Annotated in this window: 26 protein-coding genes; 11 read left to right on the top strand and 15 right to left on the bottom strand. The window is 65.9% G+C overall.

Going from position 1 to position 24,350, the window contains the following annotated elements:
- The first annotated feature begins 22 nt into the window (after positions 1-22).
- The gene (locus ASE69_RS13715; RefSeq protein WP_056487633.1) at positions 23-1,879 is read left to right on the top strand and encodes an AsmA family protein; all 1,857 of its coding nucleotides are present in this window, start codon (positions 23-25) and stop codon (positions 1,877-1,879) included.
- 80 nt (positions 1,880-1,959) lie between these two features.
- Here ASE69_RS13715 and ASE69_RS13710 read toward each other — a convergent pair whose 3' ends face one another.
- From ASE69_RS13710 to ASE69_RS13665, 10 genes are all read right to left on the bottom strand, one after another.
- Positions 1,960-2,619, bottom strand: coding sequence for a cell wall hydrolase (locus tag ASE69_RS13710; RefSeq protein ID WP_056487630.1), 660 nt, complete (start codon positions 2,617-2,619; stop codon positions 1,960-1,962).
- A gap of 153 nt (positions 2,620-2,772) precedes the next feature.
- On the bottom strand, positions 2,773-3,099 hold the full coding sequence (locus ASE69_RS13705) for a DUF1491 family protein (protein ID WP_056487629.1): 327 nt from the start codon (positions 3,097-3,099) through the stop codon (positions 2,773-2,775).
- Positions 3,096-3,581 carry a PaaI family thioesterase gene (locus tag ASE69_RS13700; RefSeq protein ID WP_056487627.1) on the bottom strand — a complete coding sequence of 162 codons (486 nt, stop codon included), beginning with the start codon at positions 3,579-3,581 and terminating at the stop codon, positions 3,096-3,098. The genes ASE69_RS13705 and ASE69_RS13700 overlap by 4 nt, the downstream gene beginning before the upstream one ends.
- A complete protein-coding gene (locus ASE69_RS13695) occupies positions 3,571-4,038 on the bottom strand; it encodes a PTS sugar transporter subunit IIA (RefSeq protein ID WP_056487625.1) in 468 nt (155 codons plus the stop codon). The genes ASE69_RS13700 and ASE69_RS13695 overlap by 11 nt, the downstream gene beginning before the upstream one ends.
- 101 nt (positions 4,039-4,139) lie before the next feature.
- Entirely contained in the window at positions 4,140-4,739 is a 600-nt protein-coding gene (gene hpf / locus ASE69_RS13690) for a ribosome hibernation-promoting factor, HPF/YfiA family (RefSeq protein ID WP_056064359.1), read from the bottom strand.
- 61 nt (positions 4,740-4,800) lie between these two features.
- Positions 4,801-5,493, bottom strand: coding sequence for a DNA polymerase III subunit epsilon (dnaQ, locus tag ASE69_RS13685; RefSeq protein WP_056487621.1), 693 nt, complete (start codon positions 5,491-5,493; stop codon positions 4,801-4,803).
- 15 nt (positions 5,494-5,508) lie between these two features.
- On the bottom strand, positions 5,509-6,084 hold the full coding sequence (gene coaE, locus ASE69_RS13680; RefSeq protein ID WP_056487619.1) for a dephospho-CoA kinase: 576 nt from the start codon (positions 6,082-6,084) through the stop codon (positions 5,509-5,511).
- Positions 6,081-6,893 carry a shikimate dehydrogenase family protein gene (locus ASE69_RS13675; protein ID WP_056487616.1) on the bottom strand — a complete coding sequence of 271 codons (813 nt, stop codon included), beginning with the start codon at positions 6,891-6,893 and terminating at the stop codon, positions 6,081-6,083. Before ASE69_RS13675 ends, coaE begins: the two co-directional genes overlap by 4 nt.
- A 260-nt stretch (positions 6,894-7,153) precedes the next feature.
- Positions 7,154-7,744 (bottom strand): Maf family protein, encoded by a 591-nt coding sequence (locus ASE69_RS13670; RefSeq protein WP_082453120.1) that lies wholly within the window; start codon positions 7,742-7,744, stop codon positions 7,154-7,156.
- A complete protein-coding gene (locus ASE69_RS13665; RefSeq protein ID WP_056488303.1) occupies positions 7,741-8,574 on the bottom strand; it encodes a pyruvate, water dikinase regulatory protein in 834 nt (277 codons plus the stop codon). The genes ASE69_RS13670 and ASE69_RS13665 overlap by 4 nt, the downstream gene beginning before the upstream one ends.
- A gap of 328 nt (positions 8,575-8,902) precedes the next feature.
- On the opposite strand from ASE69_RS13665, the gene hemE reads away from it, so the two are divergent.
- The 4 genes from hemE to ASE69_RS13645 all read left to right on the top strand — a co-directional run bounded on the left by hemE (position 8,903) and on the right by ASE69_RS13645 (position 12,896).
- The gene (gene hemE / locus ASE69_RS13660) at positions 8,903-9,952 is read left to right on the top strand and encodes a uroporphyrinogen decarboxylase (RefSeq protein WP_056487613.1); all 1,050 of its coding nucleotides are present in this window, start codon (positions 8,903-8,905) and stop codon (positions 9,950-9,952) included.
- A complete protein-coding gene (locus ASE69_RS13655; protein ID WP_056487610.1) occupies positions 9,949-10,410 on the top strand; it encodes a CopD family protein in 462 nt (153 codons plus the stop codon). The genes hemE and ASE69_RS13655 overlap by 4 nt, the downstream gene beginning before the upstream one ends.
- Before the next feature lie 281 nt (positions 10,411-10,691).
- Positions 10,692-11,948, top strand: coding sequence for a transcription termination factor Rho (gene rho, locus ASE69_RS13650; protein WP_031395107.1), 1,257 nt, complete (start codon positions 10,692-10,694; stop codon positions 11,946-11,948).
- Positions 11,949-12,176: 228 nt separating this feature from the next.
- Positions 12,177-12,896: a TerC family protein gene (locus tag ASE69_RS13645; RefSeq protein ID WP_200924177.1), complete on the top strand. Its 720-nt coding sequence runs from the start codon at positions 12,177-12,179 to the stop codon at positions 12,894-12,896.
- A 115-nt stretch (positions 12,897-13,011) separates the two neighbouring features.
- Here ASE69_RS13645 and ASE69_RS13640 read toward each other — a convergent pair whose 3' ends face one another.
- Together ASE69_RS13640 and ASE69_RS13635 are read right to left on the bottom strand one after the other, a co-directional pair.
- The gene (locus ASE69_RS13640; RefSeq protein ID WP_056487609.1) at positions 13,012-13,713 is read right to left on the bottom strand and encodes a dienelactone hydrolase family protein; all 702 of its coding nucleotides are present in this window, start codon (positions 13,711-13,713) and stop codon (positions 13,012-13,014) included.
- On the bottom strand, positions 13,710-14,222 hold the full coding sequence (locus ASE69_RS13635; protein ID WP_414883109.1) for a methylated-DNA--[protein]-cysteine S-methyltransferase: 513 nt from the start codon (positions 14,220-14,222) through the stop codon (positions 13,710-13,712). Before ASE69_RS13635 ends, ASE69_RS13640 begins: the two co-directional genes overlap by 4 nt.
- 14 nt (positions 14,223-14,236) lie before the next feature.
- On the opposite strand from ASE69_RS13635, the gene ASE69_RS13630 reads away from it, so the two are divergent.
- From ASE69_RS13630 to ASE69_RS13605, 6 genes are read left to right on the top strand one after another with little or no spacing between them, the layout of a single operon-like run.
- Positions 14,237-14,470 carry a DUF6489 family protein gene (locus ASE69_RS13630; protein WP_056053820.1) on the top strand — a complete coding sequence of 78 codons (234 nt, stop codon included), beginning with the start codon at positions 14,237-14,239 and terminating at the stop codon, positions 14,468-14,470.
- A gap of 7 nt (positions 14,471-14,477) precedes the next feature.
- Entirely contained in the window at positions 14,478-15,755 is a 1,278-nt protein-coding gene (gene mnmE / locus ASE69_RS13625; RefSeq protein WP_056487601.1) for a tRNA uridine-5-carboxymethylaminomethyl(34) synthesis GTPase MnmE, read from the top strand.
- Positions 15,756-15,809: 54 nt separating this feature from the next.
- Entirely contained in the window at positions 15,810-17,645 is a 1,836-nt protein-coding gene (gene mnmG, locus ASE69_RS13620; protein WP_056487599.1) for a tRNA uridine-5-carboxymethylaminomethyl(34) synthesis enzyme MnmG, read from the top strand.
- Positions 17,642-18,262 carry a 16S rRNA (guanine(527)-N(7))-methyltransferase RsmG gene (rsmG, locus tag ASE69_RS13615; RefSeq protein ID WP_056487595.1) on the top strand — a complete coding sequence of 207 codons (621 nt, stop codon included), beginning with the start codon at positions 17,642-17,644 and terminating at the stop codon, positions 18,260-18,262. The genes mnmG and rsmG overlap by 4 nt, the downstream gene beginning before the upstream one ends.
- Positions 18,259-19,041 carry a ParA family protein gene (locus ASE69_RS13610; RefSeq protein ID WP_056487592.1) on the top strand — a complete coding sequence of 261 codons (783 nt, stop codon included), beginning with the start codon at positions 18,259-18,261 and terminating at the stop codon, positions 19,039-19,041. Before rsmG ends, ASE69_RS13610 begins: the two co-directional genes overlap by 4 nt.
- Entirely contained in the window at positions 19,038-19,937 is a 900-nt protein-coding gene (locus tag ASE69_RS13605) for a ParB/RepB/Spo0J family partition protein (RefSeq protein WP_056487589.1), read from the top strand. Before ASE69_RS13610 ends, ASE69_RS13605 begins: the two co-directional genes overlap by 4 nt.
- Before the next feature lie 184 nt (positions 19,938-20,121).
- On the opposite strand, the gene holA is transcribed toward ASE69_RS13605, so the two are convergent.
- Genes holA through leuS form a run of 3 tightly spaced genes read right to left on the bottom strand, consistent with a single transcriptional unit; the run spans position 20,122 to position 24,346 of the window.
- Positions 20,122-21,141, bottom strand: coding sequence for a DNA polymerase III subunit delta (holA, locus tag ASE69_RS13600; RefSeq protein ID WP_056487586.1), 1,020 nt, complete (start codon positions 21,139-21,141; stop codon positions 20,122-20,124).
- Positions 21,138-21,668: an LPS assembly lipoprotein LptE gene (lptE, locus tag ASE69_RS13595; RefSeq protein ID WP_056487585.1), complete on the bottom strand. Its 531-nt coding sequence runs from the start codon at positions 21,666-21,668 to the stop codon at positions 21,138-21,140. The genes holA and lptE overlap by 4 nt, the downstream gene beginning before the upstream one ends.
- Complete coding sequence (leuS, locus tag ASE69_RS13590; protein WP_056487582.1) at positions 21,665-24,346, bottom strand: leucine--tRNA ligase; 2,682 nt, start codon at positions 24,344-24,346, stop codon at positions 21,665-21,667. The genes lptE and leuS overlap by 4 nt, the downstream gene beginning before the upstream one ends.
- Positions 24,347-24,350: the final 4 nt, after the last annotated feature.

Here is a 24,350-nt window from a genome sequence, read left to right as displayed (position 1 = left end):
TTTCGACGCGTCGCCGCAGTAGATGAGAAGATGGGTCGCCAAGCGCTGGGTGAAAGTCACCGGCATCGTCGTCGTGGCCGTGATGGCTACGGTCATAATCGGGCTCGCCGTATTTCCCTGGGGATCGCTGAAAGGCGTGATCGAGCGGCAGTTGACCGCGCGTTTCGGGCGACCGGTGACGATCGGCGGGATCGAGCGCGTCGACGGGTTCGGTTTCTCGCCGACGATCCGCATCACGCAGGTCCGTATTCCGCAGGCGGCGTGGGCCGGTAGCGGCGATTTCGTGCGGTTGCGCGAGGCGGAGGCGACCTTCTCCGCGCTGTCGCTGTTGAAGGGCGGGTTCGGCCCGCGCGACGTGAAGGCGTCCGGGCTGTACCTGGCGCTGGTCCGGGACAAGCAGGGGCGGACCAACTGGGATCGGCCGGGCAAGGCCAAGAGCGGCGGAAGTTCGAACGACCTGCAGGGGCTCGTCATCCGCGACAGCGTGGTCTCCTACCGCGATGCCAAGCAGGGGCGGCAGGTCACCGCGCAATTCTCGTCCGATCCGGTTACGGGCATCCGTGCGAACGGCACCGGCACCGTGCGCGGTGCGGCGGTGCGGATCGCCGTCTCGGGGCCGTCGATCGAGCGATCGCAGGGCAAGCCGTGGCCGTTCACCGCGTCGATCGACGGGGACAGACTGTCGATCTCGGCAAAGGGCGTGATGGACCGGCCGCTCGATACCGATGCGATGACGCTCGACGTGACGGCGCGCGCGACCGACCTGAAGCTGATCGACGCGGTGATCGAGGCGGGGCTGTTCCGGACGCAGCCGGTGTCGTTCAGCGCGCACGTCCGCCACGATGCGCCGAAATGGACCATCACGCAGTTGAAGGGCGTGGTCGGGCGGTCGGATTTCGCAGGACATGTGACGGTCGACAAGCGGCACGGGCGGAGCAAGGTGAACGGCGACATCGTCTCGCGCCAGTTCGACTTCGCGGACCTGTCGTCGGACGAGGCGCAGGCCAAGGGCGCCGCGCTGGAGCGGGCGATCGGGCCGAGGCTGGTGCCGAATACGCGGATCGACATCGGCAAGATCGACAGCACCGACGCTGAGTTCGGGTTCCGCATCCAGCATATCGTCGCAGCGAAGGGCAAGTCGCCGATCGTCTCCGCCAAGGGGACGATCGCGATAGATCACCAGCTATTGACGCTGGACCGGCTCGTCGCGAGGCTGCCGCAGGGGACCGTTACCGGCAAGGTCACGGTCGACCAGCGGGGCGATCGCAAGACGCCGACCGTCGCGATCGACCTGCGGTTGCGGGGTAGCAGCGTGCAGGCGCTGGCAGGCGGGCGCGGCGACTTCAGCGGGAACGTGAGCGCACGGGTGCGGCTGACGGGGCCGGGCGAGACGATCCGGGCTGCGGTCGGGAACGCCGATGGCAGCATCGGGTTCGTCGCGCGGGACGGGCAGTTGCCGCAGGGGATCGCCGCGGCGCTGGGGTTCGATGCGGCGCGCGCGTTGCTGGCGAAAGATGGCGAGCGCGCGGGGCTGCGTTGCGTGGTGGTGAAACTCGACGTGACGCGGGGGCGAGGGCGCGTCGATCCGATGATCGTCGATACCACCGCCAGCCAGTTGCGCGGGCAGGGGAGCGTGGTGTTTCCCGCCGAGGCGGTCGACATTCGGCTGAGCGGCGCGCCGAAGCAACATGCGCTGCTGCAGTTGCCGGGATCGGCGTACATGACCGGGACGATCCAGCAGCCGCACGTGACGATCCCGCCGGAGGTGAAATCGGTGGGGAATATCTTCAAGGCGATCGGCCGGGCGATCACGGGCAAGCAGGGACCGACGGCTAGAGATGCGGATTGTTCGGAGTTGGCGGCACGAGTGCTGCGGTAGGCTGAAACGTCAGCGGATATGAAAAACCCCGCCCCGCTGGGTGCGGGACGGGGTCGGACTTCAGCGATATCCGGGGGATATCAGCGATAGAAGATGTGGTTGCCGATCGAGGCGACCTTGATCGCGCGGACGCTGGGGCGGCGATCGGGGGTGTTGAAGTAGAGCGCCTTGTCGGCCGGGCTGTTCCACGCGTCAGCGAGCGCGACCTTGGCGACCGCGATCGCGGTGCGGTAAGCGGTGCCGGCGTTGATGTTGGGGATCTGGCCACCGCGGACGAAGCTGAACTGGCCGCGCTGCTTGACGACGGCACAGACGTTGGCGGGGAAGCGACCCGACTTGGCGCGGTTGATGATGACTTCGGCGACGGCGAGCTGGCCCGTCAGCGGCTCACCCTTGGATTCGAAGTAGATCGCGCCGGCAAGGCACTGGAGCGCTTCGTCGGCGGCGGCGCTATCCTGCGCGGCAACGGCCTGGGCGAGCGTGTCGAATTCTTCGGCTTCTGCGACGGCAGGGCTAACTGCGGTGTTCTCGGCGTTCGTCTCGACGGGTGCGACGGCGGTGGCAACTGGAGCGATCTGCGGAACATTCTGCGGCGAGAGCGCGTTTAGATTGGCGAGAGCAGTGAGATTAGTGGTCGAGCGATCGATACCGGTTGCCTGACCGGGAGCGCTGTTGCCGACCAGGCCGGCGAGAGAAAACGTCATGACCGCGATCGTCGCAGCCCGCTGAAGAATCGTCATTCAAACTTATTCAGATGCGGTTGGACCGCGGAAGCAATCGTACGAGCCGATCGTCCAGGCATCCCCCCGACTGCGTAACTGATCCGGATCGCACCCGTCCCAGCACAACGCCAATCAATGTTGCAATTCCCCTCTATTGGGGGGGCTTTCGAGTCAATCGTCGAGGATCGTTTCAGCGGCGAACCGTTCCGCCGCTGCGATGTCCACCTCGATTACCCAGAGATCCGGGTCGCTTGCGCGGCGGCGACGCCAATATCCGTCGAGATCTTCGAGCGGGGTGGAGTCGATCAGCGCGGTCCGTCCGTCGGGTCCGATGCCGCGTTCCAGGAGGCGGGGAGGGGCGCCTTTGTCGACCGCGATGACCAGGATCGCGCCGCCTTGGGGGTCGCCTTTCGCCATTACCGCACCGAAGCCGCCGGCGTCGTTGACGCGCCGCAGCAGGGCGCTGACGAGCACGCCGCTGGGGAGACGACCGCTCATGCTGCGCTGCGGTATCCTGGGAGGCCGGCGAGCGCGATCCGCGAGCGCATGAACGTGCCGGTGCCTCTTGCCGCTTCTTCGCCGTCGGCGTCGATCAGCCGGGCGTCCGCGACGAAGACGCGTCGCTTGCCGCTGATCCAACGTCCTTCGGCGATCACGGGGCCGATCTTCAGCGGGCGTGTGAGGAGGAGATTGAAGGCCGTGGTGAGCAGGAAGCGGTCGGTGACCAGACTGTTGCAGGCATAGAACGCGGCGTCGTCGAGCATCTTGAAATAGCTGGTGCCGTGCGCGGCGCCGCCGGCATGGTAGTGGCGCTCGTCGATCGTGAAATGGATGCGTGCGACGCCGGCTTCGGGAATTTCCAGCGAGGAGTCGAAGAAGCGGTTGATCGGGGCTTGCGCGTAGAGCGACCCCAGTGCGCGGAAATGTGCGTCTGCGCCGGCTGTGTTTGGGGCCGAACTGGGAGCCGACTCAGGCTGCATCGCGGACCTCGTCGGCGGTGAACAGCGCGTAGACCGCGTCGGGCGAACCGCCGCCGCGCAGTTTCTCGAGGAACGCCTTGTCGCGCAGGCGTCGCGAGACGCGCGCGAGCGCCTTCAGGTGGACCGCGCCGGCATCGGTGGGGGAGAGCAGCATGAAGACGAGATCGACGGGGAGATCGTCGACCGCCTGGAAGTCGACCGGCTCTGTCAGGCGCGCGAAGACGCCGGTTACCTGCGCGAGCCCTTCGAGCTTGGCGTGCGGGATCGCGACGCCGCCGCCGAACCCGGTCGAGCCGAGTTTCTCGCGCGCAGCCAGCCGGTCGGCGATCATCTTGGGGTCTGCATCGAGTATCTCAGACGCAACCGTGGCGAGATGCTGGAACACTGCCTTCTTGTTTTTGGCGATCACGCCCGTCTGCACTGCGTCGGGACGCAGCATGTCACTAAAATCGGTCATTGTGTTCAATGTCTCAAGCGCCCCCGCGCGCGTCCGCCTTAGCGGGTTGCGCGGGGGCGTAAAGGCGCGGCCTTGAGACCCGCGCCTTTATGGACCCTTATTTATTGGGCCGGGGTGGCCGCTGCTCGCTGTGGCTCGACCCAGCCGATCGTGCCATCGCCGCGACGATAGACCATGTTGTGCGCGCCGGTGCCCGCATTCATGAACAGCAACGCGGCGGTGTTGCGCAGATCGAGCATCATCACCGCGTCGGACACGCTGGCCTCGGGGATATCGACACGCGTTTCGGCGATGATCAGCGGTGCGTCCGCGACATCGTCTTCCTCGATGCTTTCCTGGAACAGCGTGTAGCCGGCATTGTCGTAGCCGTTGCTCTCGGCGATCGCGACCGCTTCGCCGGCATGTCGATCCTTCAGGCGGCGCATGTAGCGGCGGAGCTGGGTCTCGATCTTGGCGGCGGCGGCATCGAACGCGGCGCGCGCGTCATAGGCGTCGCCGTGCCCCTTGATCACGAGGCCCTTCATCACGTGCGAGACGATGTCGCATTTGAAACCGGCGTCGTGCGGGCCCTTGCCGAACGTGACTTCCGCCGAGATGGCGCGCGAGAAATACTTGTCGGCGATACCCTGGAGTCGGTCTTCCACGTGGCTGTTGAGTGCTTCGCCAGTGTCAACCTGATGACCAGAAATCCGGATATCCATTGTCGTCTCCTTGTCGGCGTTACAGTCTTCGGGCGGTCCTATTGGCTCCACCCTGCCAGCGTCATCCGGACGCCACGGCCCCCCAGATCGGATCCTTGATCCCCTTCATAAACGCAGCATGGGCCGCAAGGTCTCCCTCGCTCACCGCGAAAACGCGGGCAGGGCGAACGACCCGAGGCGCCTGTGCGACGATCGGAGCCGCGGCGGCGCTGCCGGTATCGCTCAGCAGGCCGAGACCGATCTGGCGACCGCCCATCAGCTCGACGTAAACTTGCGCCAACAACTGCGCGTCGAGCAGCGCGCCGTGCAGGACGCGGTGGCTGCGATCGATTCCAAACCGCGAGCAGAGTGCGTCGAGCGAATGCTTGGCGCCGGGGTGACGGCTGCGCGCGATCTGCAGCGTGTCGACCATCCGCTTCATGTGGACGATCTGGCGGCCGCACTTGGTCAGTTCGCCGTTGAGGAACGAGAAGTCGAAGCCGGCATTGTGCGCGATCATCGGCGCGTCGCCGACGAATTCGAGCAAATCCTCGACCGCGTCGGCGAACTTCGGCTTGTCGGAGAGGAACTGCGCGCTCAGCCCGTGGACGTTGAACGCCTCGACCGGCATGTCGCGTTCGGGATGGTAATAGGCGTGGAAGGTGCGGCCGGTCTCGACCCGGTTGAGCATCTCGACGCAGCCGATTTCGACCATGCGGTCGCCGCCGGAAAAACTGAGGCCGGTGGTTTCGGTATCGAAGACGATCTCCCGCATCCCGATGGTATCGGCTCAGATTTCCAAGGATGCAAGCACCGCCCGGACTTGCGCGCGGGTTGCGTCGAAGCTGGTGTCGGTGTTGATGACGTGATCCGCACGGGCGCGTTTTTCGGCGTCGGGGGTCTGGCGCGCGAGGATCGCGGCGAACTTCTCCGCGGTCATGCCCGGGCGGGCGAGGACGCGGGCGCGCTGGACATCGGGGGCGGCGGAGACGACGACGATCACGTCGACGTTGCGGTCGCTGCCGGTCTCGAACAGCAGGGGGACGTCGAAGACGACTCGCTTGCCGGCGTGCTGGGCGAGGAAGGCGGCGCGCTCTTCGCCGACCGCGGGGTGGACGATCGCTTCGAGCCGCTTGATCGCGGCGTCGTCGCCAAAGACCGCCGCCCCGAGTTTCGCGCGGTCGACTGCGCCGTTAGCGGTGATACCGGGGAAAGCGGTTTCGATCGCGGGGACGAGTCGCCCTCCGATGCCTTGCAGTCGGTGGACGGTGGCGTCGGCGTCGAACACGGGGACGGTCTCGTCGGCGAACATCGCGGCGACGGCCGACTTGCCCATGCCGATCGAGCCGGTGAGGGCGATGATCATTTTGTCAGCAGAGCGCGGAGTTCGTCGTCGCGATCACGGGGTGGTTCCACGTGGAACAATATCTCGAACGCTACCGCCGCTTGGCCGATCAGCATCTCCAGGCCATCGACGGTTTCGAGATCGCGCGCGCGCGCCGCTTTCAGGAGACCGGTTTCGAGCGGCGAGTAGACGATGTCGTAGACGAGCGAGTCCGGTTCGAGCGCGCCGAGATCGATGTCGAGCGGTGGCTGACCGGCCATGCCAAGCACGCTGGCGTTGACGAGCAGTCGCGAGGGCGGGGCGGCGGGGCCGATCGGGAGCGCCTGACCTTTGAGGCCGAACGTCGACAGCAAAGCCGCGCCCTTGAGCGGATTGCGGTTGAGGATGGTGACGGGGCCGACACCCATCCGCGACAATGCGAACAGGATTGCGCGCGCTGCACCGCCGGCGCCGATCACCGTGACGGGCTGGCCGGCGATGTCGAGATCGTCGATCGGTGCCCAGAAACCGGCGGCGTCGGTATTGGTGCCGATGCAGTCGCCCGCCTGGTTGCGGAACACGGTGTTGATCGCGCCGATCGTCCCGCAGACGTTGCCGGGATCGGAGACGTGGTCGAGCGCGGCGATCTTGTGCGGCATCGTGATGTTGCACCCGCGCCAGGCGGGGTCGGCTTTGCGTTCGGCGAAATAGGCGGGGAGGTCTTCGGCGGTCACGAGCTTGTGGCGGTATTCCGCGTCGATCCCGAGCGCGTCTAGCCAGAAGCTGTGGATCAAAGGCGATTTCGACTGTGCGATCGGATCGCCGATCACTTCTGCATAGGGACGGGTCATTCAAGGCTCCGTGTTTCCCCGCGGAGGCGGGGATCCAGTCTGGGCACCCGCCTTCGCGGGTGAACGAGGTTTAGTCTAGCGGACGCGGAATGCCATGCGCGACGGTCATTCAATCCTCCCCCGCAAGGGGGAGGTGTCGCCGAAGGTGACGGAGGGGGAGGACACGGAACGCGCGTTTCGCATGCCTCCCCCTCCGTCTGGCAAGCGCCAGCCACCTCCCCCTGGCGGGGGAGGATTACAGTGCGTCGTCCCGTTTGAGATTACGTCGGCAACTCGCCACGCACGCGGAGGAAATCTAGGACGTTGAGCAGCGGCATGCCGAGTACCGTGAACTGGCTTCCTTCGATCCTGGCGAACAGCTGCGCGCCGGGGCCTTCGATCCGGTAGCAGCCAACGCAGCCCGAGATCGCAGGCCATTCCGCATCGAGATACGTCTCGATGAACGCGTCGGATAGCGGGCGGACGTGCATCTTAGCGCGCTCGACGTGGCGCCAGATCGCCTGGCCGTTCTCGGCGATGACCGCGGCGCTCCAGAGGTCGTGGCGCTTGCCGGACATCAGTTGCAGATGCGCCGCCGCGTCGGCGCGGTCGACGGGCTTGTCGAGGATACTGCCGTCTTCCAGTGCTACCAGCGAGTCACTGCCGAGGACGAGATAGCCGGGCAGCCTTGCGGAAACCTTCAGCGCCTTCAGTTCGGCCAGCGCATCGGCGAGGTCACGCGGCGACAGGTCGCGTAGCGCCGCCTTCGCCGCATCCTCGTCGACGCCGGCGAAGGTCGCCTCGAACGGTACGCCCGCAGCGGTCAGCATCGCGCGGCGCGAGGCGCTTTGCGAGGCGAGGATCAGGCTCATGACTCGACCTTCGGAGCGGCGTCGGCGCGGCGCTGGTTGCACAAGGCGATGATCGCCGCCGCGGTTTCCTCGATCGAGCGGCGCGTAACGTCGATCACCGGCCAGCCATTGTCGGCGAACATGCGGCGCGCAAAGGCGAGTTCGCGCATCACCGCTTCCTCCTCGACATAGGACGTGTCGGGCTGCTGGTTGAGCGACAGCAGGCGGTTGCGGCGGACCTGGATCAGTCGGTCGGCGCTGGTCGTCAGGCCGACTATCAGTGGGTTGGCGAGCTTGTAGAGGTTTAGCGGTGGTGGGCTTTCCACGACGATCGGGATGTTCGCGGTCTTGTAGCCGCGATTGGCGAGATAGATCGAGGTCGGCGTCTTCGACGAACGCGACACGCCCGCCAGGACGATATCGGCCTCCTCCCATTCTTCCGAGGCGATCCCGTCGTCGTGGGCGATCGTCCACTGGATCGCATCGACACGCGCGAAATACGCTGCATCGAGGACGTGCTGGCGGCCAGGTCGCGCCTTTGCCTGCTGCCCGAGCAACCCGGAAAGCGCGTCGTTCACCGGGTCGAGAGGGGCGACTGCGGGCAACCCCAACGCGAGGCACCTCTGCTCGAGAATTCGCCGCGTCGCCGGGTTCACCAGCGTGAAGACCACCAGCCCCGGGTTCTGCGCGATCTCCTGAAGGATGCGCTCGAGATGCGCCTCGGTCCGCACCATCGGCCAGAAATGGCGGACCGTCTCGACGTCGTCATATTGCGCCAGCGCCGCCTTCGCGATGTTCTCCAGCGTCTCGCCGGTCGAATCCGACAGCAAATGAAGGTGGAGCCGGATCATCGGCATCTTGTCCCCAGCGACGGGGTCCCTGGGCGTGAATCTGTGGATAACATGGGGAGAAGGGCTAGCGTAACTCATCCCCCTCGCCAAGCGACCGGTGTGCCGTGGATAACACCCATTCTATCCACACGCCCGCGCACAGGGGGCGATTTTATCCACAGGCTGTGGGTAACGGGGAGCCTTGAATCGAATCAGCGCGTTTGTGGGCGTGCCGAGGGGTCAAGCTGTTGGCATTTCCGGGATCACCGCATAAGTCCCGGGTTCAACCGCCCAACCACTGCAACAACCTATTTCTTGAATCTTCTTATAGTAGAAGAAGGGTGCTCCGCTGACCGATCCGACCCCCAACTCGCCTGTCTTCAAGCCACTCCTGGCGACCCTTCGCGGAGAGCGTCAGGCCATGCCGCCGCTGTGGCTCATGCGGCAGGCGGGGCGGTATCTCCCCGAATATCGCGAACTCCGCGCCGAGAAGGGTGGATTCCTCGCGCTTGCCACCGATCCAGACGCAGCCGCCGAAGTGACGCTGCAGCCGATCCGGCGGTTCGGGTTCGACGGCTCTATCCTGTTCTCGGACATCCTGATGATCCCTTGGGCGCTAGGGCAGGATTTGAGCTTCGGGGTCGGCGAGGGGCCACGGCTCGAGCCGGCGCTGGTCGATCATGCGCTCGATCGGTTGCAGCCGGTGATGGGGCGGCTGGAGCCGGTCTACGGCACCGTCGCGAAGGTCGCTGCGGCATTGCCTCCAGAGACGACCTTCCTGGGCTTTGCGGGGTCTCCCTGGACGGTCGCGACCTATATGGTGGCGGGGAAGGGCTCGAAGGATCAGTCCGAGACGCGGCGTTTCGCGTATCGCGACCCCGAGGCGTTCGGTGCGATCATCGATGCGATCGCCGACAACACCGTCGAGTATCTCGCGCGACAGGTCGAGGCGGGCGTCGACGTGGTGCAGCTGTTCGACAGCTGGTCGGGGTCACTTTCGCCCGCGCAGTTCGAGCGCTGGGTGATCGCGCCGACCGCGTCGATCGTCGAGCGGCTCCACGTGCGCTGCCCCGGCGTGCCGATCATTGGCTTTCCGAAGGGGGCCGGGGGCAAGCTGCCTGCCTATGCGCGCGAGACCGGCGTCGATGCGATCGGGCTGGACGAGACGGTCGATCCGGTCTGGGCGCATGCGTCGTTGCCTGCGGACATGCCGGTGCAGGGCAATCTTGATCCGCTGGCGTTGATCGCAGGCGGGGCGGATCTCGACGCGGCGATCGACCGGATCCTCGCGGCATTCGTCGAGCGTCCGCACGTCTTCAACCTCGGCCACGGCATCCTGCCCGACACGCCCATCGCGCATGTCGAGCAGCTGATCGCCCGCGTAAGGAGCACGACATGAGCGGTTTTCTTGGTGGCACGTATGACTGGGTGAAGGCGGCGCATCTGATCTTCGTGATCTTCTGGATGGCGGGGCTGTTCATGCTGCCGCGCTATCTCGTCTATCATCAGGAGGCGCTGGCGGCCGGTAATACGACAGAGGCGGCGAACTGGGTCGAGCGCGAGAGCAAGATCCGCCACATCATCCTGACGCCGGCGATGATCGTCGTCTGGGTGCTTGGGATCGCGCTGGCGCTCAACCTGGGGCTGGCGGACGGTGCGCCGGGGCTGGGGTGGCTGCACCTGAAGCTGGTGCTGGTGTTGCTGCTGTCGGGGTATCATGGCTGGGCGGTCGGCTATGCGAAGAAGCTCGCCGCGGGGAAGCCGACACTGGCGGGGAAGCAGTTGCGGATGCTGAACGAGATCCCCGCGGTAACCGTGACGCTGATCGTCGTGTTGGTGATCGTTAAGCCGTTCTAATCTTCCCCCCTCCCTGGAAGGGAGGGGCCGGGGGTGGGTTCGCTTCCGCATGACGGACGCGCGTGGTTTAAACTGGCCGACCCACCCCCAACCCCTCCCTTCCAGGGAGGGGGGTAAAGGCCCGCTTGACTAACCCGCCCCCCAATTCTAACCCCTTCTCCCAACACGGCCTCCTGGCGTCCTGCCCGGTCGTGTCTTGCCAGACTCGTCTCGCCCAGTTCCGCTTCCCAAGCGCACCGCCGACCGAGCGTTCTCCCGTTGATTGCTATCCGGAAATCCCCATGCATCTCAAAGACCTGAAGAAAAAGAAACCCGCCGAGCTGGTCCAGCTGGCCGAGGAACTGGGGGTCGAGAGCGCCTCGACGCTGCGTAAGCAAGACCTGCTGTTCGCGATCCTGAAGGTCCAGGCGGACAATGGCGACCAGATCATGGGGCTCGGCACGATCGAAGTGCTGCCCGACGGCTTCGGCTTCCTGCGCTCGCCGGAATCGAACTATCTCGCCGGTCCGGACGACATTTACATCTCGCCGAACCAGGTCCGGAAGTTCGGGCTGCGCACCGGTGACACGGTCGAGGGCGAAATCCGCGGGCCGAAGGATGGCGAACGCTATTTTTCGCTGGTGAAGCTGACCGCGGTCAATTTCGACGACCCCGACGTCGTCCGCCACCGCGTCAATTTCGACAACCTCACGCCGCTCTATCCCGAGAGCAAGCTGACGCTCGATCCCGCCGACCCGACCGTCAAGGACAAGTCGGCACGCGTGATCGACATCGTCTCGCCGCAGGGCAAGGGCCAGCGCACGCTGATCGTCGCACCGCCACGCGTCGGTAAGACGGTCATGTTGCAGAACATGGCCAAGGCGATCACCGACAACCACCCCGAGGTGTTCCTGATCGTCCTGCTGATCGACGAGCGCCCCGAGGAAGTCACCGACATGCAGCGCAGCGTGAAGGGTGAGGTGGTCAGCTCGACCTTCGACGAACCCGCGCAGCGCCACGTGCAGGTCGCTGAAATGGTGATCGAAAAGGCCAAGCGCCTGGTCGAGCACAAGAAGGACGTCGTGATCCTGCTCGACTCGATCACGCGTCTGGGTCGTGCTTACAACACCGTCGTGCCGTCGTCGGGCAAGGTCCTGACCGGTGGTGTCGATGCGAACGCGCTGCAGCGTCCGAAGCGCTTCTTCGGTGCCGCACGCAACATCGAGGAAGGCGGTTCGCTCTCGATCATCGCCACCGCGCTGATCGATACGGGCAGCCGCATGGACGAGGTGATCTTCGAGGAGTTCAAGGGCACCGGCAACTCGGAAATCGTGCTGGATCGCAAGGTCGCGGACAAGCGCATCTTCCCGGCGCTGGACGTCGGCAAGTCGGGCACCCGCAAGGAAGAGCTGCTGGTCGACAAGGCCAAGCTCAGCAAGATGTGGGTCCTGCGCCGCATCCTGATGCAGATGGGCACGATCGACGCGATGGAGTTCCTGCTCGACAAGATGAAGGATTCGAAGACCAACGAGAATTTCTTCGACAGTATGAATCAATGATCGAATGCGGCCCGCTGCATGCTGCAGCGGGACTCGCATCGATCCGGCCGGCGGGGCAGGGCCCCGACCGACGACATGGGCTTTGCCCATGTCCGGCCAAGCAAAAGCGGCACGCGAGAGCAATGGCTTTCGCGTGCCGTTTCGCTATTAAACGCCCTATAATCCGTCACCATCGCTCGCCGCTGGTGACCCACGTCACCGGGAGCTGACATCTTGAGTATCATCGCCATGCTGGCCGCCGCCGCATCGAGCACCGCGGGCCCCGGCTCGCCGCTGGAGATCTGGCAGCACATCGTCGCCGACTTCTCCAACCTCGGCGACCCGAAGGCGCTTGCCGCGTTCGGATCGGTCCTGATGATCGACCTCGTCCTCGCGGGCGACAACGCGATCGTCGTCGGCGCGCTCGCCGCCGGGCTGCCCACCGACCAGCGCAAGAAGGTCATCCTGATCGGCATCGGCGCCGCGCTCGTGCTGCGCATCTTCTTCGCGTTGATCGTGACGTGGCTGATGGGGATCGTAGGGCTGATCTTCGCGGGCGGCCTGTTGCTGCTCTGGGTCAGCTGGAAGTTCTGGCGCGAAATCCGCGAGGGCGCGGAGAATGCGGGCTCCGAGGAGATCGAGGGCGACGAGCGATCGGGTATCCGCTCCTCGAAGGGCTTTGCGAGCGCTGCTTGGGCCGTCGCCGTCGCCGATGTCTCGATGAGCCTCGACAACGTCCTGGCGGTCGCCGGCGCGGCGCGCGAGCATCCCGGTATCCTCGTCATCGGCCTGCTGCTGTCGGTCGCGATGATGGGTCTCGCGGCGAACTACATCGCGCGCGTGATCAACAAGTATCGCTGGATCGCGTATATGGGCCTCGCGGTGATCCTCGTGGTCGCGTTGAAGATGATCTACGAGGGCTGGGTCGGCACCGGCGAGACGCTCGGGATCATCTCGCTGCTGCGCTGATCGCGGTGCGAGTGGGATAAGGAAAAGGCCTCGCCGGGATCGTCCGGCGAGGCCTTTTTCATGTCTGTCGTCAGCACCCCGTCACCCCGGAACAGGAGTGACGGGGAGGGCGTGGTTAGCCCAGATTCTCCGCGAAGAACTTTGCCGTACGCTCGTCCGCCAGCTTGGCCGATGCGTCCGAGCGACGCTCGCCGAACTCGGTCGCGAAGCCGTGATCCTCGCCCGCGTAATCGTAGATCGTCACCTTGGGGTGATCGTCTAGCCCGGCGTGCATCGCTGCCTGTGCGGCCTTGTCGACGAAGTGATCCTCCTCCGGCACGTGCAACAGCACCGGATGTGCGATCGCGTGCTTTTCGCCGAGCAGGCCGTCGATCCCGACGCCGTAATAGCCGACGCTCGCATCGACGTCGGTACGTGCCGCGGTCATGAACGCGAGGCGCCCGCCGAGGCAGTAGCCGACCACGCCGACCTTGGCGTCGTCGCCGAGTTCGGCGCGCGCCGCACGGATTGTCGCCTCGATATCGGCGATGCCCTTATTCTGGTCGAACTGACCCATCAGACCGAGCGCGCGGTCGAACTCGGGCTTGATGTCCGGATCGAGCTCGATGCCCGGCTCGAGGCGCCAGAACAGGTCGGGGGCGATTGCGAGATAGCCGGCCTCGGCGAGCGTATCGCACTTGCGGCGGATCCCGGCGTTCACGCCGAAGATCTCCTGGATCACGACGATCGCGGCCTTTGGCGTGCCCGCTGGCGTCGCGCGATACGCGGTGAATTCGCCATCGCCCGCGAGCGTGGCAATCTTGGTAGTGTTCGTCATAACAGTCCTCCTGGAGGCCGCTCGTGGTCGAGTAGCCGGGATTTGGTGATCGGGCCGTCCCCCGCGGAGTACGCACCAAGCGCTCCGCCGGCTCCAAGGATTCGGTGGCAGGGGACGATGATCGGAAAAGGATTGCGTGCGCACGCCTGGCCGATCGCGCGTGGGCTCGAGCCGATCGCCTTGGCGAGTGCGCCGTAGCTGGCCGTCTCCCCGTAGGCGATGTCGACGATCGCCTGGCGAAGGTCGGCACCGCGCGGGGTAGGGGAGAGCGCGAGTGGTAGGTCGAACTCGGTCAGCCGTCCGGCGAAATATGCTTCGATCTGGCGGAGTGCTTCCAGGATCGCGGGGGCATCGCTGGTCGAACCATCCTCCACGCCGATATCGATCGCGTCGATCCGGTCCCCCGTGCCGGTCACGCGGACCAGACCGATAGGCGTTGCGATCGAGGCGGCATCGCGCGCATACATTCCCCCGCTATGCAGCGCCGCGATGGACCGCTCAAGCGTCATCGAGGGTGCGTCACATGAAGATGAATATCGAGATCGAATGCACCCCCGAAGAAGCACGTCGCGCGGTCGGGCTGCCCGACCTGACGCCGATCCACGACCGCTACATCGCGATGATGATGGAGGCTATTCCGGACGGCCAGATGAAGCCGGAAATGCTCGAATCTATGATGCGCGGCTGGCAGCCGATGGGCGAGGCGGGGATGGCGATGTGGAAGCGGCTGTTCGACAGCGCGACGAAAAGCGGCTGAGTTTCCCGTGAAGACGATTTTCGCGGTATCGAGCGGGCGACCGCCAGCGGCGATCGCCGTCGTTCGGGTGAGCGGGCGTCAGGCGTTTGCTGCGGCCGAGGCGCTGGCGGGACCATTGCCGGTGCCGCGCCATGCCAGCCTCCGGGGACTGCGGGACACCGATGGGGCGTTGCTAGACCGCGCGCTGGTAATCGTGTTTCCGGGACCCGCGACGGCGACTGGCGAAGACCTGGTCGAGTTTCACTGCCACGGTGGTCGGGCAGTGATTGCGGCGGTGGAGCGTGCGTTGTCGGGGATGCCCGGCCTTCGTCATGCCGAGCCGGGCGAGTTCACGCGTCGCGCGCTGACCAACGGCCGCATCGACCTGACCGAAGCCGAAGGGCTCGCCGACCTTCTCGAAGCCGAGACCGAGAGCCAGCGCGTCGCTGCGATGACCGCGGCGGAAGGTCGCGTGAGCCAAGCCGTCCGCGGCTGGATGGACTCGGTCGCGATGCTGTCTGCGCGGATCGAGGCGATGCTCGACTTCGCCGACGAGGACGACGTCGCAAGCGATACCGCGGCGTTCGATGCGATCGTCTCGGAGATCGCTGCGCTCGCGGCGCAGATCGAGGCGGTGGTCGATGCCCCGCCGGTCGAGCGGCTCAAGGACGGGCTGCGCGTGGTCATCGGTGGTCCTCCCAACAGCGGCAAGTCGACGCTGCTCAACCTGCTCGGCGAGCGCGATGCGGCGATCGTCTCGCCGATCTCGGGAACGACGCGCGACCGCATCGACGTGCCGGTGATGCGGAACGGGGTTGCCTATGTGCTGACCGATACCGCGGGTTTGATCGATACGCTCGACCCGATCGAGGCGATCGGCGTTACGCGTGCGGAAGGTGCGCTCGCCGCGGCGGACATCGTGATGTGGCTGGCCGATACCGCGCCGAGCCGCGCCGATGCGATCTGGATTCATGCGCGCGCCGATCTGCCGGGGCGGGGGGAACTGCCCGCTGACCGGACATTGGCGGTCTCGCACACCGACCGGGAATCGCTCGATGCCCTTTGGGGGGAACTGCATCGGCGAGCGATTGCGATGCTGCCGCGTGGTGATGAGATCACATTGAAGCAGCACCAGCGCCGGCAATGCGCTGCGGCAGTCGAGGCTCTTCGGTATCGAAGCTCCGATGCGCTTATTGTCGCGGAACACCTTCGACAGGCTTGCGCGATTCTTGCTGGCGTACTTGGGCTCGACGCGACGGGGGAGATGCTCGACGCGCTGTTCGGACGTTTCTGCATTGGGAAGTGATGTTCCACGTGGAACAACTTTGACGCGTAGGTCGCGGCGTTCTACGGCCATAGCATGTTCGATGTAGTGGTGGTTGGCGGTGGCCATGCCGGAACCGAAGCCGCAGCCGCGGCGGCGCGGCGGGGCGCGCGTACTGCGCTCGTGTCGTTCGACGCTGCGCATATTGGCGCGATGTCGTGCAATCCGGCGATTGGTGGGCTCGGAAAAGGGCACATGGTTCGCGAAGTCGACGCGTTCGACGGGCTGATCGGACGCGCGGCCGATGCTGCCGCGATCCATTATCGGATGCTCAATCGCAGCAAGGGTTCGGCGGTGCAGGGGCCTCGGATCCAGGCTGATCGCCGCCTTTACTCGGGAGCGATCCAGGCGATGCTTGCGGCCACCGAGGGGCTTTCGATCGTCGAGGGCGAGGCGACTGAGTTGCACTTTGACGGCGATCGCTTGGCGGGTGTCGTGCTGGCGGATGGCTCGATCGTCGCAGCACGAGCGGTCGTATTGGCGACCGGGACATTCCTTGGGGGACGTATATTCCGGGGGGATGACCGCGAGGAAGGGGGCCGGATCGGCGAACGGGCCGCCAAGCCACTCGCGGACCAGTTGCGCGCGCGGGACCTGCCGATGGCGCGACTCAAGACCGGGACACCACCCCGTCTCGATGGGCGGACGATCGATTGGGGCGCGCTTGCCGAACAGCCGTCGGACCTCGATCCCTGGACTATGTCGCCGATGACCGGTGCGCGTCCATTGCCCCAGGTCGCGTGTGCCATCACGCGGACGACCGATCGGACGCATGCGATTATTCGTGAGGCGTTCCACCGGTCGCCTTTGTTCACCGGTGCGATCGAGGCGGCGGGGCCGCGTTACTGTCCTTCGATCGAGGATAAGGTGCATCGGTTTGGCGACCGGGACGGGCACCAGGTTTTCCTCGAACCCGAGGGGCTCGATGATGCGACGGTTTACCCGAACGGGTTGTCGACGTCGCTGCCGGTCGAGGTTCAGGCGGCGATGCTGGCCAGCATTCCCGGGCTTGAGCGGGTGACTATGACGATGCCGGGCTATGCGGTCGAATATGATTATATCGATCCGCGCGCGCTCGATACGCGGCTTGCGTTGGGTGCGATCGAGGGCGTGTTCTGCGCGGGGCAGATCAACGGTACGACCGGGTATGAGGAAGCGGCGGGGCAGGGTCTCGTCGCTGGGCTAAACGCGGCGGCGTATGCGTGCGAGCTGGCGCCGGTGATCCTGGATCGTGCGTCGAGCTATCTTGGGGTGATGATCGACGACCTTACGCTGCAGGGGGTGACCGAGCCGTATCGGATGCTGACGGCACGGGCGGAGTTCCGGTTGTCGTTGCGCGCGGACAATGCGGAGACTCGGCTGGGCGGGATTGCGGAGGCGGCGGGGTGTCTTGGACCCGAGCGGTTGGCACATCAGCATGCGCTGGCCGAGGATCGTGCTCGTTTCCGTTCGGCACTCGACTGCGAGCGGACTGCAACCCACGTGGCCGATCAGGGTGTGGCGATTGGTCGAGATGGCGCGCGGCGGACGGCCTTCGACTGGCTCCGGTTTGAGGGCGTGACGCTCGCGCATGTCGCGCCGGACGCTGCGGCGGGAATCCCGATGGCGGTCGTTGACGAAGTGTTAGAGGACGCGCGCTACGCTCCGTATATCGAGCGGCAGGCGCAGGAGGTCGCGCGGTTGCGGGCCGACGAGGCGATCCGTTTGCCGGAGGACCTTGCCTATGATCGCGTGCCGGGCCTTTCGAACGAGATGATCGATCGCCTGAGCGCTGCGCGGCCGACCTCGCTGGCGGCGGCGGCGCGGGTGCGGGGGATCACCCCGGCGGCTTTGTCGGCTGTTCTATTGCATACGAAACGAGTGCCAGCATGACTGAAGACGACGCACAGGGCTGGACCAAGGAGCGGTTCGGGGCGGCAGCGACCGAGCGCTTGAACGCGTTCGTGGCGATGGTCGTCGAGGAAGCGCCGCATCAGAACCTAATCGCGCCGTCGACGATCCCGACGATCTGGGACCGGCACGTGGTGGATTCGCTTCAGTTGGTTGCGCTTTCAGGGGCGGATACGTCGTCGAAGCGCTGGCTCGATATCGGCACTGGCGGGGGATTTCCTGGTATGGTCGTTGCACTGGTTCGCGAGGGGCCGGTTGATCTGGTCGAGCCCCGGCGCCGGCGTGCGGACTTTCTTCAGCTGTGTGTCGCCCGGCTGGGGCTTGGAGAGCAGGTCCGCGTTCACGCCTCGAAAGTCGAAAATATGACCGCGGACGCTTCGATCATTTCCGCTCGTGCGGTCGCGTCGTTGCAAAACCTTTTGCGTGGCGCGGCGCACTGCGCCACAACGGAGACGCGGTGGTTGCTTCCTCGGGGGCGTTTCGACGAGGAGGAGCTGGCCGCGCTCAAGCAGCATTGGCGGTTTATGTTCCACGTGGAACAAAGCGTCACGAACCCGGAGTCGTCGATCGTGGTTCTGGATCGGGTAAGCGCGCGATGATCACCATCGCGGTCGCCAATCAAAAGGGCGGGGTGGGCAAGACCACCAGCGCCATCAACCTCGCGACCGCGCTCGCGGCGACGGGTATGCGCGTGCTGCTGGTCGATCTCGATCCGCAGGGCAACGCATCGACCGGCCTCGGCATCGGCCATTCGCAGCGCGAACGGTCGAGCTACGATGTGCTGGTAGGCGAAACGTCGATCGAGGAAGCGGTGGTGCATACGCGCGTGCCGCGGCTCGATATCGTGCCGGCGACCGTGGACCTGTCGGGGGCGGAGATCGAGTTGGTCGATTTCGACGCGCGGACGCACCGGCTCGATCGCGCGGTGAAGGCGGCGCAGGGGCCGTGGGACATTGCGCTGATCGATTGCCCGCCGTCGCTGGGGCTACTGACGATCAACGCTATGGTCGCGGCGGATTCACTGCTGGTGCCGCTGCAATGCGAGTTTTTCGCGCTTGAGGGGTTGTCGCAGTTGTTGAGTACGGTCGAGCGCATCCGCCAGCGGTTTAACCCAGGCCTGTCGATTTTGGGCGTGGCGCTGACAATGTTCGATCGCCGGAACCGGTTGACCGATCAGGTCTCGGCGGATGTTCGCGCCGTGTTGGGCAAGGTCGTTTTCGAGACGGTGATCCCGCGCAACGTCCGGCTCTCGGAGGCGCCAAGCCATGGGTTGCCGGCCCTGATCTACGATCACCGGTGTTCGGGGTCGCAGGCGTATATTGCGCTCGCCCGCGAACTTATCGGGCGGCTTCCGGCAACTGCGCAGGTTGCGGCATGAGCGACGGTAACAAACGCGGTCGGCCGGGCTTGGGCAGGGGCCTCAACGCGCTGCTCGGCGAGATGGCGCGCGAGACGCCGGTTTCAGCCGATGGTGCGGCGCAGCAATCGTCGGGTGTGCGGATGCTGCCGGTCAGTTCGCTATCGCCACATCCCGATCAGCCGCGTCGCCATTTCGACGAAGCGATGCTCGACGAACTGGCCGCGTCGATCGCGTCGCGCGGGCTGATCCAGCCCATCGTGGTGCGACCGCACGGGCATGACTTTCAGATCGTTGCGGGCGAGCGGCGCTGGCGGGCGGCGCAGCGTGCGCGTCTGCACGAGGTGCCGGTCGTCGTCCGCGACTTCGACGACGCCGAGACGCTTGAGATCGCTCTGATTGAGAACATCCAGCGCGAGGATCTCAACGCGATCGAAGAAGCGCAGGCGTATCAGCGGCTGGCGGGCGAATATGGGCATACGCAGGAGGTGCTCGCCAAGATCGTCCACAAGTCGCGCAGTCATGTCGCGAACCTGCTGCGGCTGCTGGAGCTGCCTGCGCAGGTGCAGTCGCAGGTGGTCGATGGGTCGCTGTCGATGGGGCATGCTCGGGCTTTGCTCGGGTCGCCCGATGTGGAGTCGCTCGCGGACCAGGTCGTGTCGCGGGGGCTGTCGGTACGCGAGACCGAGAAGCTGGCGCGGGATGCGAAGCCTGGGCGGAGTCGTGGCGGCGGTGGGTCGTCCGAGCCTCGGGTGCCGGATGCGGATATCGCGGCGTTGGAGCGGCAGTTGGCGGATCTGCTGGGGTTGCAGGTCCGGGTTGCGCATACCGAGACTGGGGGGACGTTGACGTTGAGTTACTCGACGTTGGACCAGCTCGATATGGTTTGCCAGCGGCTTACGGGTGGGGCGATCTGAGTGGCGACGGATCTCAACCCCGTTCGTCCTGAGTAGCCATCGAGTAGCGGCATTGCCGCGTATCGAGATGGCGTATCGAAGGACAGGTTGGCGCGCGGAACCCATGCTTCGATACGAGCCCTCGATACGCTCCTGACGGAGCTACTCGGTCTCTACTCAGCACGAACGGGGGGGGGCAAATGCGTTAGTTTCGCCGTGCGATCGCTTGGGATAGCGCCACCACCGCTGCCTCCGCCACCACCCCGCCGGCATTCCCCGACGCCATGATCGCGCGCTCGGCGGTCCGGACGCGCTGGATCGCGGTGGCGAGCATTACCGGTGACCAGCGGCGTAGCGACCTAGCCGTGCTGGCCTCTTCCTTGAAGAACACGCGGTGGCGTTTCATCACCGCGTCGACTGCTTCGCCGCGGTCGATTTCGCCACGCATGTCGGCGAGCGCGATCAGGCGGCGGACGAGTTGGCGGAGCCAGGGGATCGGCGAGGTGCCGGCTTCTTCGAGCACGGCGAGTTCGGCACCGAGATCGTCGACCCGGCCTTCGATCACCGCATCGATCGCACGGCTCATTTCCGCATCGCCGAGGTCTGCACCGACGGCATCGAGTGCGTGGTGATCGAGGTCCGCGGGGCGATCGGGTGCGGCATCGAGGTATAGCGCGAGCTTCTCGATCTCGCGCGAAATGACGGCGCGGTCGCCGCCGGTCGTATCGACGAGGCGGCGGGCGACGCCGGGGGCGGGGCGGAGGCCGTTCTCGTTGGCGATCGTCGTCGCGAGGCGTTCGGCGTCCTGCGCGGTCGGGGCGTAGCAGGCGAACGCCATCGCGCGTGGCGAGTCGATCGCGAGCTTGACGATCTTGGCGGTGGATTTGACGGTCGGGGCGATCGCGACGACGGGGTTACCGACGCGTTCGGCGGCCAAGAGGTTGGTGAACGCTTCGAGGCTTTCCTCGCCTGCCGAGGCGACGCGGACGAACCTTGCGCCGGCGAACAACGATAGCGAGGCGGCATCGTCGGTCAGCCGGCCGGGGTCGCTTTTCAGCGTCGAGCCGTCGAGATCGACGCGCTCGGCATCCGCGCCCATCGCCTTGGCCAGCACGCGGGCGAGGTCGCTCGCGCCGGGCTCGTCGGGGCCGTGGAGCAGGTACAGGCGGATGTCGCCGCCCGGTTTGGCCAGCGCACCGCGGATCTGGCCGGCGCTGGCCTTCACTTGGCGGGCGGAGTGGCCTGCGCCGCGGCGACCGCAGGCGTGTTGCGTGCATACAGCGCAACGCGCGCGACGATCTGGTCGGCGACGATCTGCGACAGGCGTTCGAGCGCAGTGTTCTCGGCCGCGATCGTCGCATATTCGGAGCGGACGACGTCGATGCCGGCGTCGGAGCCGGCGGTCGCGTCGAGCAGCACCGAATTGTCGCCGATCCGCACGAGTTGATAACGCGCGCGCAACGTGCGGCGTTCGCGCGAGACGCTGTCGTCGGTGCGGACGCCGAGGCCGCTGATCGTGTCGTCGAGGCGGATGTCGATCCGGTAGAGCGCCGGTGCGCCGTTCGAGGGTAGGCGGTCGCGCAGCGCGGTGGCCATCAGCCAGCCGTTCTTGCCCGCGATCGGTGCGATCTCGACCTGGCCGAGCGCGCCGGCGACCGGGCCGCTGCTGCCGCCCGCGTAGAGCGGGTGCAGGCCGCAGCCCGACAGCGCGGGAGCGAGCGCCAACGCGCTGAGGATCGCTAGGCGCTTCATGCGACGATGTTCACGAGACGGTCGGGCACGACGATCACTTTCCGGGGCGGCTTGCCCTCGAGCAGGCGGACGATCTTTTCGGAGGCGAGCGCGGCGGCTTCGACCTCGTCCTTCGGTGCGCCCTTGGGGAAGACGAGCGTGTCGCGGAGCTTGCCGTTGACCTGCACCGCGATCGTGACCTCGTCGTCGACCAGCATCGCCGGATCGACGATCGGCCAGGCGGCGTCGGCGATCAGGCCGTCGTTTCCGGCGGTCGCCCAAGCTTCCTCGGCGACGTGCGGGACCATCGGGCTGACGAGCAACAGCAACGTGCGGATCGCCTGTTCGCGGTCTGCGGAGGGCGCCGCCTTCTCGATCGCGCTGCACAGCGAGTAGAGCCGCGCGACCGCCTTGTTGAACTGCAAGGCGTTGATATCGCTCTCGATACCGACGGTCGTGCGGTGGCAGAGTTTGCGAAGGGCAATGTCGTCGCCCTCGGCCTTGGCGGTGTCGTCGGACTCGATCAGGCGCCAGAGACGCTGGACGAACCGCCATGCGCCTTCAATGCCGGATTCGCTCCAGGGGAGATCGCGCTCGGGGGGCGAGTCGGAGAGCACGAACCAGCGCACCGCGTCGGCGCCATACTGGTCGACGATCGGCTCGGGATCGACGGTATTCTTCTTCGACTTCGACATCTTCGTCACGCGACCGACCGTCACAGGGCCGCCGGTCGCGATCTCGATATACCCCGCGTCGGTCTTGCGGACCTCGTCGGGGGACAGCCACTTCGTCTTTACCGGTGCGTCGCTCGAATCGTCGTCGTCGGTGTCGGCTTCCGGCAGCGCGTCGCCGGCGTCGCCTCGGCTATACGTCTCGTGCGTGACCATGCCTTGCGTGAACAGCCCGGCGAACGGCTCGGCGATGTCGAGCATGCCGATATGCTTCAGCGCGCGCGTCCAGAAGCGGGCGTAGAGCAGATGCAGGATCGCGTGCTCGACACCGCCGATATACTGGTTGACCGGCAGCCACTTCTCCGCGCCCGTCCGGTCGAACGGTTTCGCGTCCGGCTGGCTGGCGAAGCGGATGAAATACCACGACGAATCGACGAACGTGTCGAGCGTATCGGTCTCGCGCCGCGCGTTCGCACCGCAGGACGGGCAGGGGACGTGCTTCCAGGTCGGGTGGCGATCGAGCGGGTTGCCGGGGATGTCGAAGCTGACGTCCTCGGGCAGGACGATCGGCAGCTGGTCCTTGGGCACCGGCACCGCGCCGCATGCGTCGCAGTGGATGATCGGGATCGGCGTGCCCCAATACCGCTGGCGGCTGACACCCCAGTCGCGCAGGCGGAACACGGTCGTGCCTTTGCCCCAGCCTTCGCTCTCGGCGCGCTCGATCACGACGCGCTTGGCGTCCTCGATGTCCATGCCGTCGAGGAAATGCGAGTTCACGATCGTGCCGGCGCCGGTCCAGGCGATGTCGCCGACGAACACGGGGGCTTCGTCATCGCCTTCGCTGACGACGCGCTTGACGGGCAGGTCGTATTTGCGCGCGAAATCGAGATCGCGCTGGTCGTGCGCGGGGACGCCGAACACCGCGCCGGTGCCGTATTCCATCAGCACGAAGTTGGCGATGTAGACGGGGAGGTGCCATTTCTTGTCGAGCGGATGTACCGCGCGGATACCGGTGTCGAAGCCTAGCTTCTCCTGCGTATCGAGCTCGGCCGCAGTAGTGCCGCCACGCTTGCAGAGTTCGATGAACGCAGCCGCATCGGGGTTCGTCTCGGCGATGGCGCGCGCGATCGGGTGATCGGCGGCGACGGCGACGAAGCTCGATCCGAACATCGTGTCGGGACGCGTGGTGAAGACCTCGACGCTCTCTATTCCCTTCCCGCTTGCGGGAGGGGTCAGGGGAGGGGAGGCATCCTCGGACGCTGCCGCCGCGTTCGTGTCAAGCCCTCCCCCGACCCCTCCCGCTCGCGGGAGGGGAGCAGTGAGGTCGAACTTGAACTGCAGGCCCTGGCTGCGGCCGATCCAGTTTTCCTGCATCAGCTTGACCTTGTCGGGCCAATGTTCGAGCGCGCCCAACCCGTCGACCAGTTCGTCGGCGAAGTCGGTGATCTTCAGGAACCACTGCGACAGCTTCCGCCGCTCGACCAGCGCGCCCGAGCGCCAGCCGCGACCGTCGATCACCTGCTCGTTGGCGAGCACGGTCATGTCGACCGGATCCCAGTTGACCGCCGATTCCTTGCGGTAGACCAGCCCCGCCGCGAACAGGTCGAGGAACAGCGCCTGCTCGTGGCCATAATATTCAGGCTCGCACGTCGCCAGTTCGCGCGTCCAATCGAGCGCGAAGCCGAGCCGCTTCAGCTGCGCCTTCATCGTCGCGATGTTGGCGCGCGTCCAGTTGCCCGGATGCACGCCCTTTTCCATCGCCGCGTTCTCGGCGGGCATGCCGAACGCGTCCCAGCCCATCGGATGGAGCACTTCCATGCCCTTCATCCGACGGAACCGCGCGAGCACGTCGCCCATCGTGTAGTTTCGGACATGCCCCATGTGGATGCGCCCCGACGGATAGGGGAACATCTCGAGCACGTACGAACGCGGCTTGGTCGACAGATCGTCGGCGGCGAACGTCTTGCGCTCGTCCCAGACCTTCTGCCACGCCGCGTCCGCCTTCAACGCATTGAAACGCGACGCCATTATA

It is taken from the genome of Sphingomonas sp. Leaf208 (assembly GCF_001421415.1).
In the GTDB taxonomy this organism is placed as follows: domain Bacteria; phylum Pseudomonadota; class Alphaproteobacteria; order Sphingomonadales; family Sphingomonadaceae; genus Sphingomonas.
This window is presented reverse-complemented; position numbering and strand designations above follow the sequence as displayed.

Coding starts and splice junctions, on each gene's coding strand:
- ASE69_RS13610 (WP_056487592.1), top strand. CDS start 18,259: ATGATCACCATCGCGGTCGCCAATCAAAAGGGCGGGGTGGGCAAGACC.
- ASE69_RS13700 (WP_056487627.1), bottom strand. CDS start 3,581: ATGCAGCCTGAGTCGGCTCCCAGTTCGGCCCCAAACACAGCCGGCGCA.
- leuS (WP_056487582.1), bottom strand. CDS start 24,346: ATGGCGTCGCGTTTCAATGCGTTGAAGGCGGACGCGGCGTGGCAGAAG.
- ASE69_RS13630 (WP_056053820.1), top strand. CDS start 14,237: ATGAAGATGAATATCGAGATCGAATGCACCCCCGAAGAAGCACGTCGC.
- ASE69_RS13675 (WP_056487616.1), bottom strand. CDS start 6,893: ATGACCCGTCCCTATGCAGAAGTGATCGGCGATCCGATCGCACAGTCG.
- ASE69_RS13670 (WP_082453120.1), bottom strand. CDS start 7,744: ATGAGCCTGATCCTCGCCTCGCAAAGCGCCTCGCGCCGCGCGATGCTG.
- ASE69_RS13710 (WP_056487630.1), bottom strand. CDS start 2,619: ATGACGATTCTTCAGCGGGCTGCGACGATCGCGGTCATGACGTTTTCT.
- ASE69_RS13695 (WP_056487625.1), bottom strand. CDS start 4,038: ATGACCGATTTTAGTGACATGCTGCGTCCCGACGCAGTGCAGACGGGC.
- rho (WP_031395107.1), top strand. CDS start 10,692: ATGCATCTCAAAGACCTGAAGAAAAAGAAACCCGCCGAGCTGGTCCAG.
- ASE69_RS13655 (WP_056487610.1), top strand. CDS start 9,949: ATGAGCGGTTTTCTTGGTGGCACGTATGACTGGGTGAAGGCGGCGCAT.
- ASE69_RS13645 (WP_200924177.1), top strand. CDS start 12,177: ATGCTGGCCGCCGCCGCATCGAGCACCGCGGGCCCCGGCTCGCCGCTG.
- ASE69_RS13705 (WP_056487629.1), bottom strand. CDS start 3,099: ATGAGCGGTCGTCTCCCCAGCGGCGTGCTCGTCAGCGCCCTGCTGCGG.
- hpf (WP_056064359.1), bottom strand. CDS start 4,739: ATGGATATCCGGATTTCTGGTCATCAGGTTGACACTGGCGAAGCACTC.
- rsmG (WP_056487595.1), top strand. CDS start 17,642: ATGACTGAAGACGACGCACAGGGCTGGACCAAGGAGCGGTTCGGGGCG.
- ASE69_RS13635 (WP_414883109.1), bottom strand. CDS start 14,222: ATGACGCTTGAGCGGTCCATCGCGGCGCTGCATAGCGGGGGAATGTAT.
- ASE69_RS13640 (WP_056487609.1), bottom strand. CDS start 13,713: ATGACGAACACTACCAAGATTGCCACGCTCGCGGGCGATGGCGAATTC.
- lptE (WP_056487585.1), bottom strand. CDS start 21,668: ATGAAGCGCCTAGCGATCCTCAGCGCGTTGGCGCTCGCTCCCGCGCTG.
- ASE69_RS13715 (WP_056487633.1), top strand. CDS start 23: ATGAGAAGATGGGTCGCCAAGCGCTGGGTGAAAGTCACCGGCATCGTC.
- coaE (WP_056487619.1), bottom strand. CDS start 6,084: ATGATCATCGCCCTCACCGGCTCGATCGGCATGGGCAAGTCGGCCGTC.
- ASE69_RS13605 (WP_056487589.1), top strand. CDS start 19,038: ATGAGCGACGGTAACAAACGCGGTCGGCCGGGCTTGGGCAGGGGCCTC.
- ASE69_RS13665 (WP_056488303.1), bottom strand. CDS start 8,574: ATGATCCGGCTCCACCTTCATTTGCTGTCGGATTCGACCGGCGAGACG.
- dnaQ (WP_056487621.1), bottom strand. CDS start 5,493: ATGCGGGAGATCGTCTTCGATACCGAAACCACCGGCCTCAGTTTTTCC.
- mnmG (WP_056487599.1), top strand. CDS start 15,810: ATGTTCGATGTAGTGGTGGTTGGCGGTGGCCATGCCGGAACCGAAGCC.